At 30.9% G+C, this 14,069-nt stretch carries 16 protein-coding genes and 1 pseudogene; 5 read left to right on the forward strand and 12 right to left on the reverse strand.

From position 1 onward, the window contains the following. Window positions 1-30 precede the first annotated feature (30 nt). On the reverse strand, window positions 31-420 hold the full coding sequence (locus JM80_RS14975) for a lipase family protein (protein WP_144710854.1): 390 nt from the start codon (window positions 418-420) through the stop codon (window positions 31-33). 82 nt (window positions 421-502) lie between these two features. Between JM80_RS14975 and JM80_RS16615 the strand changes: the two are divergent. Continuing rightward, window positions 503-637, forward strand: a pseudogene (locus tag JM80_RS16615) (IS110 family transposase); the annotation flags it as partial. A 7-nt stretch (window positions 638-644) separates the two neighbouring features. Here the strand turns inward: JM80_RS16615 and JM80_RS14985 are convergent. From JM80_RS14985 to JM80_RS15010, 6 genes are all read right to left on the reverse strand, one after another. Further along, entirely contained in the window at window positions 645-947 is a 303-nt protein-coding gene (locus JM80_RS14985; RefSeq protein ID WP_144710856.1) for a hypothetical protein, read from the reverse strand. After that, window positions 940-1,395, reverse strand: coding sequence for a DUF5063 domain-containing protein (locus tag JM80_RS14990; RefSeq protein WP_144710859.1), 456 nt, complete (start codon window positions 1,393-1,395; stop codon window positions 940-942). Before JM80_RS14990 ends, JM80_RS14985 begins: the two co-directional genes overlap by 8 nt. 196 nt (window positions 1,396-1,591) lie before the next feature. Next, the gene (locus tag JM80_RS14995) at window positions 1,592-2,257 is read right to left on the reverse strand and encodes an SMI1/KNR4 family protein (RefSeq protein ID WP_144710861.1); all 666 of its coding nucleotides are present in this window, start codon (window positions 2,255-2,257) and stop codon (window positions 1,592-1,594) included. A gap of 248 nt (window positions 2,258-2,505) precedes the next feature. Then, window positions 2,506-2,979, reverse strand: a complete 474-nt coding sequence (locus tag JM80_RS15000) for a hypothetical protein (RefSeq protein WP_144710863.1) — start codon at window positions 2,977-2,979, stop codon at window positions 2,506-2,508. Window positions 2,980-3,299: 320 nt separating this feature from the next. Beyond that, window positions 3,300-3,971, reverse strand: coding sequence for a bifunctional 4-hydroxy-2-oxoglutarate aldolase/2-dehydro-3-deoxy-phosphogluconate aldolase (locus tag JM80_RS15005; RefSeq protein WP_144710865.1), 672 nt, complete (start codon window positions 3,969-3,971; stop codon window positions 3,300-3,302). 33 nt (window positions 3,972-4,004) lie between these two features. After that, a complete protein-coding gene (locus JM80_RS15010; protein WP_038506305.1) occupies window positions 4,005-5,027 on the reverse strand; it encodes a sugar kinase in 1,023 nt (340 codons plus the stop codon). A 152-nt stretch (window positions 5,028-5,179) separates the two neighbouring features. On the opposite strand from JM80_RS15010, the gene JM80_RS15015 reads away from it, so the two are divergent. Together JM80_RS15015 and JM80_RS15020 are read left to right on the forward strand one after the other, a co-directional pair. After that, on the forward strand, window positions 5,180-6,193 hold the full coding sequence (locus tag JM80_RS15015; RefSeq protein WP_144710867.1) for a LacI family DNA-binding transcriptional regulator: 1,014 nt from the start codon (window positions 5,180-5,182) through the stop codon (window positions 6,191-6,193). A gap of 54 nt (window positions 6,194-6,247) precedes the next feature. Beyond that, window positions 6,248-6,886, forward strand: coding sequence for a chloramphenicol acetyltransferase (locus JM80_RS15020; protein ID WP_144710869.1), 639 nt, complete (start codon window positions 6,248-6,250; stop codon window positions 6,884-6,886). Here JM80_RS15020 and JM80_RS15025 read toward each other — a convergent pair. The 3 genes from JM80_RS15025 to JM80_RS15035 are packed head-to-tail and all read right to left on the reverse strand — an operon-like array spanning window position 6,883 to window position 10,074. Beyond that, on the reverse strand, window positions 6,883-7,902 hold the full coding sequence (locus tag JM80_RS15025) for a UDP-glucose--hexose-1-phosphate uridylyltransferase (protein WP_144710871.1): 1,020 nt from the start codon (window positions 7,900-7,902) through the stop codon (window positions 6,883-6,885). The genes JM80_RS15020 and JM80_RS15025 overlap by 4 nt on opposite strands. A gap of 23 nt (window positions 7,903-7,925) precedes the next feature. Continuing rightward, window positions 7,926-9,074 (reverse strand): galactokinase, encoded by a 1,149-nt coding sequence (gene galK / locus JM80_RS15030; RefSeq protein ID WP_144710873.1) that lies wholly within the window; start codon window positions 9,072-9,074, stop codon window positions 7,926-7,928. A 1-nt stretch (window position 9,075) separates the two neighbouring features. After that, window positions 9,076-10,074: a winged helix-turn-helix domain-containing protein gene (locus tag JM80_RS15035; protein WP_013621919.1), complete on the reverse strand. Its 999-nt coding sequence runs from the start codon at window positions 10,072-10,074 to the stop codon at window positions 9,076-9,078. Between the two features lie 116 nt (window positions 10,075-10,190). On the opposite strand from JM80_RS15035, the gene galE reads away from it, so the two are divergent. Further along, the gene (gene galE / locus JM80_RS15040; RefSeq protein WP_089118770.1) at window positions 10,191-11,222 is read left to right on the forward strand and encodes a UDP-glucose 4-epimerase GalE; all 1,032 of its coding nucleotides are present in this window, start codon (window positions 10,191-10,193) and stop codon (window positions 11,220-11,222) included. Further along, on the forward strand, window positions 11,222-12,208 hold the full coding sequence (locus JM80_RS15045; protein WP_013621917.1) for a LacI family DNA-binding transcriptional regulator: 987 nt from the start codon (window positions 11,222-11,224) through the stop codon (window positions 12,206-12,208). Before galE ends, JM80_RS15045 begins: the two co-directional genes overlap by 1 nt. 80 nt (window positions 12,209-12,288) lie before the next feature. Here the strand turns inward: JM80_RS15045 and JM80_RS15050 are convergent, their stop codons facing one another. Both JM80_RS15050 and JM80_RS15055 read right to left on the reverse strand, forming a co-directional pair. Further along, window positions 12,289-13,050 (reverse strand): SDR family NAD(P)-dependent oxidoreductase, encoded by a 762-nt coding sequence (locus tag JM80_RS15050; RefSeq protein ID WP_186439774.1) that lies wholly within the window; start codon window positions 13,048-13,050, stop codon window positions 12,289-12,291. Window positions 13,051-13,148: 98 nt separating this feature from the next. Continuing rightward, window positions 13,149-14,054 carry an AraC family transcriptional regulator gene (locus JM80_RS15055; RefSeq protein ID WP_038506299.1) on the reverse strand — a complete coding sequence of 302 codons (906 nt, stop codon included), beginning with the start codon at window positions 14,052-14,054 and terminating at the stop codon, window positions 13,149-13,151. Between the last annotated feature and the right edge of the window lie 15 nt (window positions 14,055-14,069).

The raw sequence follows: 14,069 nt of genomic DNA on the forward strand, positions 1-14,069 counted from the left end.
AATTATATTGTCTTCTAAATAGTATTTTAATTAGGTTATTTTATATAAAGACGCATAAAACAGCTCAAAAGTGTCATAAAGGGTAGCAAAAATATCTTGACCATCAAAAATAACAACAGGGAAGTCTTTTTTTGTTGTATCTACAAACAAAACAAATTCGGCATAAGAATCATAACGAAATTCTGGATTTGCCTCTAAAGCACACTCTAAATCTAAAGCCCCTAATGACTCATAATTTGGATAACGCTCTAATAATTCTGAGTCAAAATCTTCCATTTCATTTTCTTCTAACCACTCGTATAAATCGTAATCATCTAGTCTGTAGGTTAAATCTCCAAACTCTAGCGGATAACCTTGTAGAATATCACAAGCAAGTCCAACTGGTTTTTCTTTAAGCTCCTTAAAATCTGTATATTTCATATTTATTTTTTATACTGTATACAACGGGTTTTAAAATAGTTTGTTGCGTGTTTAAAATTAAAATTAGCAGATAAAAAAGTGAATAGTTGCCAAATGGCAAATTAAAAAGTTAGCGTTAATAGCCGTGTGTAATAAACTATTAAAACAAGCCTTTGCTATCGCAAAATCAGGACTAATATATGATGATTCTTATAAAAGTATTTTAGTTAAAAATTAATGAGTTTTTACTTGTTTTTTACCACAGTACTTTGTTGTAGCACGTTATTATTTCGTACGAATTTTATTATTCTGTAAATTAAATATCCAATAATCAGAATATTCACGATATGCCAAATATTTAATCCTAAGTATGTTACCTTTTGGGAAGCAGTCATACTCTCCAAACTCCAATATTCTCCTTTACTTTCATCATAAAAATCATCGTAGTTCATTAATAATAATCCCAGAACTATATAAATAGCTAAATCAAAAATTACTAGCGCAATTCCAATTGCGATGTTTTTAATTGTGAAGATTTTTTCACCCATTTTTATGTTTCATAAAATTTAGTAAATCTATCAGATGTTGTTGTGTATGAGAATAAAAAATTAATTCAAAATACCACCAAGCATCGCTTTCGCTATTTGTTTCCGCTCTCCATTTTATTTCGAGTAGGTCAAGAATTATATCTGTTAGGTCGTCAACAGCATCTCCGACAACCAAGTCCGCTTTATTTTCAATTTTATTCAGTTCGGATAAGTTGTGATAAAGTCCAAAAGATGGAAAATTTGAAATTACGTTTTCTCTTATTTTATTTTGTCCAGCGTACTCATAATCCTCATAATCTTTCTTGTCAAACACGTATCTTATATTAAAATATTGAGCGTAAAATTCAACAAGATATTTTTCTAAATCTTTTTCCTTATCTCTGTGTTCCAAATTCGGATTCAATCCATATTTGGTGATTTCATTTATGATGTTTATTAGTTCGTTCAAGGTTTTCTTTAATGTGCTACAACGTTTATGTATAAGAAAAGTTGCGTGTTTGTGCGCGAGGATTTTCCAAAGGAAAATTAGAAGCTAGCAAACGAGCAACTAACTTTGGTTTAGCTAAAACTAGCAATTTTTTTATACGGTGTTGTGGTTAGTATTTTATTTATTTCTAATATTTTAAGTCAGATAAAATGGTTATTTATCCTAATCCTAATTGATAGTCCAAATCTAATTCTCTAATTACTTCTCCTTTAGAATTTGTTAATATTTTTAGCCATTCTGCAAAATTTTCAACTTTAAAATGTAGTTTTTTGTCACTTAAACTATAATAAGCTAAGGGCCATTCTCCATCCTTGGTGTCTTCTGAAGTCAACCAACACCAAGCTCCTCCATTTGAATCTTCAGACATTAAACATAATAATGAGTCCACTTTTATTTCTTTATTATCTAATTCTATTTTTTCATTCAATTCATTTCTATAATCAGATAGCCAAGACCTATTTCTGATACTGTCTATTGAATTTGTATAAATCCAAGTTCCACCGTCTCCAAAATATTTTAAAAACAACTTATATGATAGAGGTAAAGTTAAATTTATTTGCTTTTCAATTTCAATTATTTCTGTTTCTGTTAAAGTCGGTTGAACATCGTCGTGAAACTGAAACTCTTCTAACATTTTAATAAGTAGCCTAGATATTTTATGTTTATTATGTGAAGATTTGTTAATAGCTTGTATTCTTTTAGCTATTTTAGCCCTTTCCAACATTTTAGTTTTTATTTCATTAGATTTTTTTTTGTTTTCAAGATGTAAAAACCTAATTATTAATGAAGCAAAAAATACAATAGCTAAAATTCCAATTTTCATTTTATTTCATATAGGTTTTATGTTCTACGTATTGTTTGGATATTAACCACAACGTCTCGGCTAAGCGTAGTGCGGAAATAAGGAAACTTTTCGTTTCCGTCTGCGCACGAAGCTAAAGCTTATTGTTTAGTTTTATTTTTTCTTGTCCAAAGCTAAATCCATAAGATTTAGCGACTTAGTAAATATACACAGACCTTTAGATTTAGCCCTAAAGTCCGCATTACGTTTAGGTTGTGTTAGGTGTAGTTTTATTTTATCAGAGCTAATTGTTTCAAGAAGTCTTCGTGGATATTAAAACCTTCCATTAGTACATCTTTTAGTTCGTCATTATTTGTAAAAAGAGGTTTTTTATTTCCTTCAAACTTATCGCTACTAATGATGTCCATATTTCTTACTATAGACTCCCACATACCGTACCCCAACTCAAACCTTTCCTTTTCTTTTAATACGTCCCACACGAATTGAATAAATCCATCTCGAATTAGCAAATTAAATGTTATGTCAAATTCGTTTATTTTATTATTTATTTTGTAGAATTTTTCTCCTTTGTTATACTTAAGTTCATATCCTCTCTCTTTAAAATGTAAAGGAATTAGATATGAATCGAAGCGAACAAGGTCTGGGTCATATTTCTTATTTCCACATAGTTTTTTATATCGGTCGGAAAAATTAATATTCCGTAATGGCTCAATTAAAAGTGGATGTATCATTACATTATCCATATCCTAATTTTATTAGTGCTAGTAGGGCTTTTTTTAAATTACACCTAACTAGTTAGTAAACGCAATTAATTGCGTTTATTCACCCATATTGGTGTAATAAACGCACATTTCTAATTTTAGCGCTTAATTTTCTTACAATATAAAAACATTTTTTTTAGTACAAATACAGATATGTGTAATTGTATCAGAATTAATTATAAATGGTAGCTATAGTAACTTAAAATGTAAAATACTTTTAACTTTTAGGCATAAAAAAACCACACTTTACTACAAGTATGGTTTTGTGGTTTGTGTTTAGTATAACCCTAAAATGGGATAATTTATTTTTTCTTTAGCTTTTTAATTACTGCTATAGTTTGTTTTACGGTAGCCTCTAAGCCTTTATAATCTTTATTAGCTATAACATCTTTACTAATTAATTTAGAGCCTATACCAACACAAGTAACACCTGCATTAAACCAAGCTGTTAAATTGTCTTCTTCTGTAGTTACACCGCCTGTTGGCATTACGTTTGTCCACGGTTGTGGGCCTTTTATGGCTTTTACAAAACCTGCTCCGTAGGTTGCGCCAGGAAATAGCTTTACTACCTCACAACCCAACTCTTCTGCTGTGTTTATTTCTTTTAAAGAGCCACATCCAGGAGACCACATTACTTTGCGTCTGTTACAGACTATGGCAATGTCTTCTCTAAAAGATGGTGTTACAATAAAATTGGCTCCCATTTGCATATACAAAGAGGCTGCTGCAGCATCTGTAACAGAACCAACACCTAATACCATACCCGGTAATTCTTTTATGGCATATTTATTTAGCTCAGAAAAGACTTCAAAAGCAAAATCTCCACGTGCGGTAAATTCCATTAAGCGTGCGCCTCCATTGTAACAAGCTTTTAAAATGTTTTTTGCTAAATCTACATCAGAATGGTAAAACAAGGGTACCAAACCGGTTTCATTCATTGTATTAAAAACTTCTATTCTGCTATATTGTGCCATAATTGTATGCTGTGTTTTTATTATTTTTAAGTGTTAGCGTGCTACTTTACCAGAGGCATCGCCACTCATTAGTTTTTCTACCTCATCTGCCGTTACCAAATTAATGTCTCCGGCTATGGTATGCTTTAAACAACAGGCTGCTACTGCAAAATCTACTGCTTGTTGTGCGTTATATTCTTTATTTAGTAAGCCATAAATTAAACCTCCCATAAAAGCATCTCCACTACCTACCCTATCTACAACTGGCGTAACATCTTTTATTGCTGCGCTGTACAGCTCGCCATTATCATACAAAATACCTCCAATTTGTTGGTGAGATGCGCTTATAGAGTAGCGTAATGTTGTAGCTACTTTTTCTAAATTAGGATACAATGTAAACAATTTATTATACAAGCTTGGTAAGGACGCTTTATTTTGGTAATCTGGGTTTTCTTCTGCCAAGCCCGACATAAAAAATGCGGTATCTAAGTCGCCCAAAATTACATTGCTATAAGATAATAGCTCTGGCATAATATCTTTAGGTTCTTTGCCATATTGCCACAATTTTGCTCTGTAATTTAGATCCGATGTTATAAAAACACCCATTTTACTGGCTACTTTTACGGCCTCTAAACATACATCTGCTGCTGTTTGTGATACTGCTGGTGTTACACCACTCCAATGAAAAACGGTGGCGTCTTTAAAAACTTCTTCCCAATTTATAGTACCTGGTGTAATGGTTGCCATTGCACTATTAGCTCTGTCATACACCACCTTACTACCTCTAGTACCTGCACCGGTTTCTAAAAAATATACACCTAACCTATCACCTCCAAAAGCAATATTTTTAGTTTGTACATTACGTTTTTTTATTTCCATTAGGGCTGTATGACCCAAATCATTATCTGGTAAACGTGTAACAAACTCGGCCTCTAAACCATAATTTGCAATAGATACTGCAACATTAAACTCGCCACCACCATACGTAGCCGTAAAGTTATTTGCTTGCGAAAAGCGCAAATGTCTTTGTGTAGACAAACGCAACATAATTTCTCCAAAGGTGACAACTTTACTCATTTTTATATTTTTTAATTAAAATTTACATATGGTTAATCGATTAAGCATTGGGCTAAAATAAAATCAAAACTACCTTGTTACACTATAGTAGCTTTGATTGTATGTGTATTTTCAATACTTTTGGTTAATCGATTAAGCAAATATATTAAAAATTGTCAAACAAAAAAACCACTCTAAAAGATATTGCTGTTAAGCTAAACATATCTACCGCTGCTGTTAGTAAGGCTTTGCGTAACGATTCTAGAATTAGTAAAAAAACCAAAGAAGCTGTAAAAAAAATAGCAAAAGAGTTGGATTATCAGCCAAATAACCTTGCTAGTGCCTTGCGTAGTGGCAAAAGTAACTTGGTGGGTGTTATGGTACCAAGTACCAATAGCTCTTATTTTTCATCGGTTTTACAAAATATAGAAGAAGTATTAAACAGCAAAGGGTATAATGTTATTGTAACACAGTCTAACGAGTCTTACACTAAAGAATGTAACAATATAGACACACTACTTTTTACGCAAGTAGATGGTATTATTGCTTCTATGGCAAATGAAACGGTGGATTTAGACTTTTTTGAAAAAATAAAAACCAAAGGCATACCTCTTATTTTGTTTGATAGAGGTGAAAACGATTTAAATGTTGATTACATTGGTATTAACGATTATGATAGTAGCCATATGATTGTTGACCATTTGGCTCAAAAAGGCTGTAAAAAAATTGCTCATATAGGCGGATTTAAACACACACGTATTTTTAACAACAGAATTAGAGGTTATGTTGATGCTCTACACAAACACAATTTTACTTTTATTGATGATTATGTAAGCGAAAGCAACCTTACTATTGAAGATGGTAGAATACAAATGAAAAAATTGCTTGCCCTACAGAACCCTCCAGATGCTGTATATGCTGCTAGTGATTATGCTGCTCTTGGGGCTTTGCAAGTTTTAAAAGAAGAAAATATAGCGGTGCCTAATACTATTGCGCTTGTTGGTTTTGGTAACGAACCCTTTACCACAATGGTTACACCTACCATAACAAGTGTAGACCAACATAGTGCAGAAATTGGTAAAATTGCTGCACAAACCTTTTTAGAACATGCTGACCAAAAAACAGCTACACAGCAATTAAACAAAAAGATATTAGAGGCTAAACTTATTGTTAGAGAATCTTCTTAAGAAACTCATTAGTTTTTTTATTTTTACTTAAAATTAAGAGATTTTAGTTATAATATGAAAAGAACAAAAGTAAATTTAAGCAATTGGGAACGCACAGAACACTATAATTTTTTTTCTACTTTTACTGAACCTTTTTTTGGTATTACATTAACTATAGATTGCACAATAGCATTAAAAAAAGCTAAAAAAAAAGAAACTTCATTTTTTTTATATTATTTGTACAGAGCAACAAAGGCTGCTAATATGGTTGAAAACTTTAGGTACAGAATTATTGATGATAACGTTTATTTATATGACAGCATAAATGCATCCCCCACAATAGGCAGAGATAACAATACCTTTGGTTTTTCTAACATTATATATCATAAAAACGAAACTGAATTTATTAAAAATGCTAAAGAAGAAATAGAAAAAGTTAAAAAGGGAACTACACTATTTCCTACTCCAAAAGATAGTGACGACTTTAATGCAGTAATACACTTTTCTGCCCTTCCTTGGTTAAATTTCACTAGTATGTCACACGCCAGAAACTATAACTTACCAGACAGTTGCCCAAAAATATCCTTTGGTAAAGTAGTAAGTATAAATAACAAGCAACAAATGTCTATTTCTATACACTTACACCATGGATTAGCAGACGGGTTCCACGTATCTCTTTTTGCCGAAAAATTTCAAGAACTTATGAATTCTTAAATTAAGTCTCTTAACCTAGTTGCTGCTTGCTCTGCTGTAATATCTCTTTGTGGCGACCCAAACATTTCATACCCAACCATAAATTTTTTAACTGTTGCACTGCGTAATAATGGTGGGTAAAAACTCATATGCCAATGCCAATGGCTATTATCTTTACCGTTTGTTGGTGCTTGGTGTATACCACTAGAATAAGGGAAAGAGGTATTAAACAACTTATCATAGGCCTTTGTAATAACAGAAATTGCATCTGCAAAAGCTAAAGATTCTGTATTAGATATTTGACTAATATTGTTGTATTGTTTTTTGGGAACTATCATTACCTCAAAAGGCCAAACAGCCCAAAATGGGGTTAATACAATAAAATCTTCATTCGTATAAATTATACGCTCATTAGCCTCTATTTCTTGTTGTAAATAATCTCCTAAAAGACTTCTTTTATTTTTAGCGTAGTACTCTTTTTGCTCTTTTTCTTTTTTTAAAATTTCATTAGGCAAGGTAGACTGTGACCATATTTGTCCGTGTGGGTGTGGATTACTACACCCCATAACAGCTCCTTTATTTTCAAAAATTTGAACATAATTAATAGTGTCATTACTACCAAGCTCTACATACTCTTTTTGCCAAGTTGTTACTACTTTATTAATGTCTTCTACAGCCATATCTGCCAAACTCTTAGAGTGGTCTGGACTAAAACAAATTACTTTACAAATACCTTGCTCACTTTCTGCTTTAAACAAACCATTATTTACAGAAAAGGTTTTAGAATCTGTTTGTAGTGCTGCAAAATCATTAGTAAACACAAAAACATCTTTATAATCTGGATTTACTTCTCCGTTAATTCTAGTATTTCCTGCACATAAATAACAACTAGGGTCGTAAGCAGGCCTTACCTCATTAGACACAACCTCGTTTTGTCCTTGCCAAGGTCTTTTTGCTCTGTGTGGAGAAACCAATACCCATTCTCCTGTTAATATATTAAAACGTTTATGCGAAAAATCTTGTAAATCTGTATTCATTATATTGTAGAATTCTGGTTGTTTTATTTTATTTTTTGTGTGCCGTTAGATAGCTTTACGTTATAAATAGAGCAGTTAGTACCAAATTCTTTTTTAAACGCTTTAGCAATTTCTTTTTTAAATGATTTTATCTCTGACTTTAAAATTAGATTAATAGTACAGCCTCCAAAGCCGCCACCCATCATTCTTGCTCCTAATATATTAGAATTGTTTTTAGTTTTATCAACCAAAAAATCTAACTCCTTACAACTAACTTTAAACTGTGTGCTTAAACCATTATGAGATTGGTATAATAAAGCACCTAACTCTTGTATGTCATCTGCCTTAATAGCTTTAGAAAAAGAAGTTACACGCTGGTTTTCTTCTATAATGTATAATGCCTTTTGGTAATCTTCTTCTGTAATATCTGCTTTTATCGTATTTAAATCTTGTATTTTAGCGTCTCTTAAAGCTTTAACATTTAACTTTTTAGAAACTTTTTCACAAACCTCTCTTCTATCATTATAAGCACTCTCAGACAAGTCATGCTTTACGTTTGTATTAATTAAAAGTAGCTTATAGTCATTAAAATTTAGTTTATATAATTTAGACTTTACTGTTCTACAATCTAGCAAAAGAGCACTATTTTTAACACCAAACATACTTGCATACTGGTCCATAATTCCGCATTTAACACCTGCATAATTGTGTTCTGCCTTTTGCGAAATTAAAATCATTTCTTCTTTAGAAATTCTAAGTTTAAATAGTTTATTTAAGCCATAAACAACACTATTTTCTAATGCTGCAGAAGAAGATAAACCTGCACCACCGGGTATATTACCTGCAAAAACAATATTAAAATTGCTTAACTCTATTCCTCTTTTTTGTATTTCAGATACTACACCCAAAATGTAATTACGCCACCCACCATTTTGTAAAGGAGCAACACTTTGTAAGCTAAACTCATAGGTTTCTTCTTTATTTAAAGCATAAACTGTAGATACATTTTTTTTTGTTTTTTGTATGGCTAAGGCAATACCTTTATTAATTGCTGCCGGAAAAACAAATCCGTCATTATAATCTGTATGCTCACCAATTAGATTTATTCTTCCTGGAGAAAAAACCATAAGTGGTTTAGTTTTAAATGTATGTTTAAAACTATTTTTCACCTCTTTTAGTAACTTTTTATTCATGTTATAGTGAGTTTCTAACAATTAAACTATTTGGGTTTTCTATTTGTATATTTTCATTAGATAAAATCATTTGTGCCAAACGCTCTCCCATAGTGTAAAAATTGGTAGATATTGTAGTAATACCACCTTCTACAACCTCTTTAAGCAAACTATCATTGTAACAAATAATTCCTATATCCATACCTAAAACAAGTTGCTGTTCTTGTATTTTTTTTAATAGTAAAATAAGTGCTCTATCATCTAAAATAAAGTACAACTCTCCCTTAACAGGCACACGATTTTGCAGTGTGCTAATTTGTTCATGAGCTATAGTTTTTGTGGCACAAAATGCATTAAAGCCATCTAATATACCTTGCGGCTGTTTCTCTTTTGAAAACAGCAATATCATTTTTTGATATTTAGAAATTAACGAGGCACTCTCTAACAAACCATTTAAAACATTTTTTTTAAAATTTTGATAGATAGACGGATAAGCTTTTAACTCGGCATTAGTTTGATCTAGAATATAAACATTATCCTTAGGTAGTTTTTCTACAACATGACCAATATTTTGGAGATTTGCAGGCATAATAACGTAGTAAGAGTACGCTCCTATATTATCATATATAAGCTTGCTAAAAATATCTGAATTAAAGTGATGAAAAAAGATATCTACTTGTACATTATCTCCTAATGTATCTAAAAAAGAATTGTATAAATCTTCTTTAAAAGAATTAAGCTCATCAAATAATAAAAAAACCTTTTGTACTACATTAACATCTTCTGTGTTTAAGTAATATCCTTTACCTGCAATAGATTGTACTATACCACGTGTTTTTAACTCATTAAAAGCCATTAAAACCGTATCTCTAGAGAGTTTATGCTTATCTCTTATACTATTTATAGATGGCAATTTATCTCCTTTTTTTAAAGCACCACTTAACACAGCCTCTTCTATAGATGCTACTATTTGCTTGTACTTTGGAGTGCCAGAATTACCCTTTACCGAAACTATACTCATAAGGCAAATATAAAATAAAAACACAACAAAACAAACTAGTAGGTACTAGTATGTTTTTTCCAAAAAAAATTCTTAATATAGCTACTTCAAATTAGACACAACTAAACTTATAAATGATGAAAGAAAAGATAATAGTTACTGGAGGCTGTGGATATATAGGCTCTCACACAGTTATTGAGCTGCTAAAAAGTAATTTTGAAGTTGTAATTTTAGATGATTTATCTAATTCTACCGAAAAAACAATTGATAGAATATCACAAATTACTGGCAAAACACCAACTTTTATACATATAGATTTAAAAGATGAACTACAAACAAATAAAGTATTTGCCGCACATAAAAATGCATTTGCAGTTATACATTTTGCAGCACATAAAGCAGTAGGAGAATCTGTAACAGAACCTCTAATGTATTATAAAAACAACTTTTATTCGCTTATAAACACATTACATGCACAAACTAAAAACAATATAAATAATTTTATATTTTCTTCATCTGCTACTGTTTATGGTTTACCTAAAACACTGCCAATTACAGAAAAAAATAAAACAAAACGTCCGTTTTCTCCATACGGAAACACAAAAAAAGTAGCCGAGGAAATTTTAGAAGACCTTACTAAAGCAAGCGTAAATTTTAATGCAATATCCTTACGCTATTTTAACCCTATAGGCGCTCATGAGTCTGGCTTAATTGGCGAATTACCAACAGGTATACCAAATAACCTTATGCCCTATGTTACGCAAACAGCTGCTGGTATTAGAGAAAAATTAATGGTTTACGGTAATGACTACCCTACAAAAGATGGCACGCCTATTAGAGACTATATACATGTAGTTGATTTGGCAATAGCCCATGTATTAGCAGTTAAGAGGCTTGTAAAAAATAAACAGGAAAAACAGTTTGAGTGTTTTAATTTAGGTACTGGTGTTGGGTACTCTGTGTTAGATATTATTAAAACCTTTGAAACAGTAACAAACTCTAAACTAAATTATGAGTTTACAAGCAGAAGAGATGGTGATGTACCTAAATTATATGCAGAAACAAAATTAGCTGCCAAAAAATTAGAGTGGACACCTACTAGAGAACTTAGTGAAATGATTAGTTCTTCATGGAAATGGGAACAAAACGTTAGAAAAGAACAAGCATAATGATACACACAAGACCAACATTATCACAAATATCTAAAGCCTTAGACTTATCTATTTCTACCATATCTAAGTCTTTATCTGATAGTCCAGAAATAAGCATTAGCACCAAACAAAAGGTACAAGAATTTGCACGTAAATGTAACTACAGACCTAATAGCTTTGCTGCAAGTTTAAGAAGAGGATACACCAAAAATATTGGTTTAATTATACCAAGTGTACTAAACCCATTTTATGCAAAAGTTTTGGTTGGTATAGAAAAGCATTTAGATGAAAATGGCTATAAGCTTTTTACTAGCATTAGTAACGAGTCTGCAGAAAAAGAATCTCATTACTTACGTTTTTTAGGTAGTGGTTATGTAGATGGTGTAATTATATGTGTTTCTAAAGAAACAGCAATAACTAATAAATACCAACATATAAATACCCTTATTGCAGAGGGCACACCGCTTGTTTTATTTGACAGAATTAGTAATTTAAAAAAATGTGATAGCGTTATTATTGATGATTACAAAGCTTCATTTAAAGCTACAGAGCACCTAATTATAAATAAAAAGTGTAAAAAACCAATAATGGTTTCTTTAATACACCAATTAGAACATGGTAAATTAAGGGCTAATGGTTTTATAGACGCACTAAAAAAACACAATATACCTACAAAAAATAGCATTATTACTGCTGCTACAATTGAAGAATTATCCAGTAAAATAAAACTTGCTTTACAAAAAAATAAAGCAGACGGAATTTATGGTGCTAATGATTTGGCTTTAGAACAAGCAATGACTATTGGTAATAGGTTACAAACCAATAAAATTGCATATACTGGCTTTTGTAACAATTCTAAAACCGGATGGAATACTGCCTTAAAAATTATAAATCAGAATGCAGAAAAAATGGGTAAAGAAGCTGCTAAATTGGTGCTAGAGCGTATTAAAACAACAAATAATAAAGAATTTTATACTAGAACAATTACAGCAGAATTTGTGTAAAAAATAGCTCTTCAAAAAATTATTTTTAACAAGAGTGCATATACTTCACACTCTTGTTAAAAAATATATTTAAATGAAATTTATATCATTTGTCCACCAGACACTTCTATACGTTGAGCATTAATCCATTTTGCATCATCTGTACACAAAAACGCAACAACACTACCTATATCACTAGCAATTCCTACTCTTCCTAAGGCCGTTTGCGAACCAATAAAATCATTTAAATCCTTATTGTCTCTTACGGCTCCGCCACCAAAATCGGTTTCAATAGCACCTGGAGCTACTGTATTCACTCTTATTTTATTTTCTCCTAACTCTTTTGCTAAATATAATGACAATATTTCCACCGCTCCTTTTGATGCTGCATAAGCTGCATAACCAGGTAAAGTAAACCTAGTTAAACCTGTTGAAACATTTACTATTCCGCCTTCATTATTTAAATAAGGTAATATTTTTTGAGTAAGAAAAAAAGGTGCTTTAAAATGAATATTAACCATTTCATTAAATTGGTCTTCTGTTGTATTTTTTAAAGACTCATTAATACCAATACCAGCATTATTAACTAAAAAGTCTAATTTATCTGCATTAAAAATATCTTTTAATGTAGCATTTAAACTCATAAAAAAAGAATCAAATTTTTTGCTGTCATCCACATTTAATTGTAACGCAGCTGCTTTATTTCCTAATACCTCTATTTCTTTAACAACAGCTAGTGCACTAGTTTTACTGCTCTTATAAGTTAAAATAACATCTAACCCTTTTTTAGCCAAACTTATAGCCATATTTTTACCTAGACCACGGCTGCCACCTGTTACCAAAACAATTTTATTTTGTACCATAATATTTTATTTTTTAATTAAAGTACAAAGGTCTTTAAATACTAAAATTATCAACTTACTAAAAACAAAGAGATAGTTGTAAATTTCAAAGAAGTTAATTAATTTCTAAATTTATTAGGAGAAAAAGAAGTTTGCTTTTTAAAAAAGTTTGAAAAATGAGCTACTTCATCAAAACCTAAAGAGTATGCAATTTCTGACACAGACCAATTGGTTTGCTTAAGCAAGTATTTAGCTTCTTGTGTTATTCTATTAGCAATAAAATAAGTTGTAGTATTACCTGTAACCTCTTTTAGTGTTGTATTTAAATGGTTTACATGCACCGCCAACCTATTTGCATAATCTTTAGCAGATCTAAGTTTTAATTGTTGCTGCGTACTTTCTATAGGAAATTGTCTCTCTAACAACTCTAAAAATAAAGATGTAATTCTTTTTGATGCTGTCTGTGCTGTGTACAAAGCAGTATTAGGTTGTAGCTTTTGTCCAAAATGAATAATTTCTAAAATATAATTCCTAATTAAATCATATTTGTAAGCATAGGACGAATCTATTTCTGCTTGCATTTTTTTAAATAACACAGCTAATTCTTGATACTCTTTTTTAGTTAATTTAAATACAGGGTAGCCTCCAGAGTTAAAAATTGGTAAATCATCTAACACTACACCGCTTTTAGATTTTATTAAAAATTCATCTGTAAAAACACAAAATTTTCCTTTCTGTTTAGCATCCAAAGGCTCGTATCTATAAGGTATTTTTGGTGAACCAAATAGCAAAGCATACTTATCTATATTTATAATTTTATCTGCATATTCTGCTTTATTTTTTCCGTTGATAAGGCTAATTTTATAATACATTCGCCTATTGTAAGGCATTACATTATCTTTTTTTAAATTAGCTAACATATCTGGTATATTAAAAATATTAAAGTGTCCAATATACTTACCAATCTCCTCAGGAAGTTTGGCATTTATCTCTTTATAAAAATCTTCAATAGTAGTTACCTTCATTATAATTTATTGTAA

The sequence above is a fragment of the Cellulophaga sp. RHA_52 genome (assembly GCF_007827205.1).
Taxonomy (GTDB): Bacteria; Bacteroidota; Bacteroidia; order Flavobacteriales; family Flavobacteriaceae; genus Cellulophaga; species Cellulophaga lytica.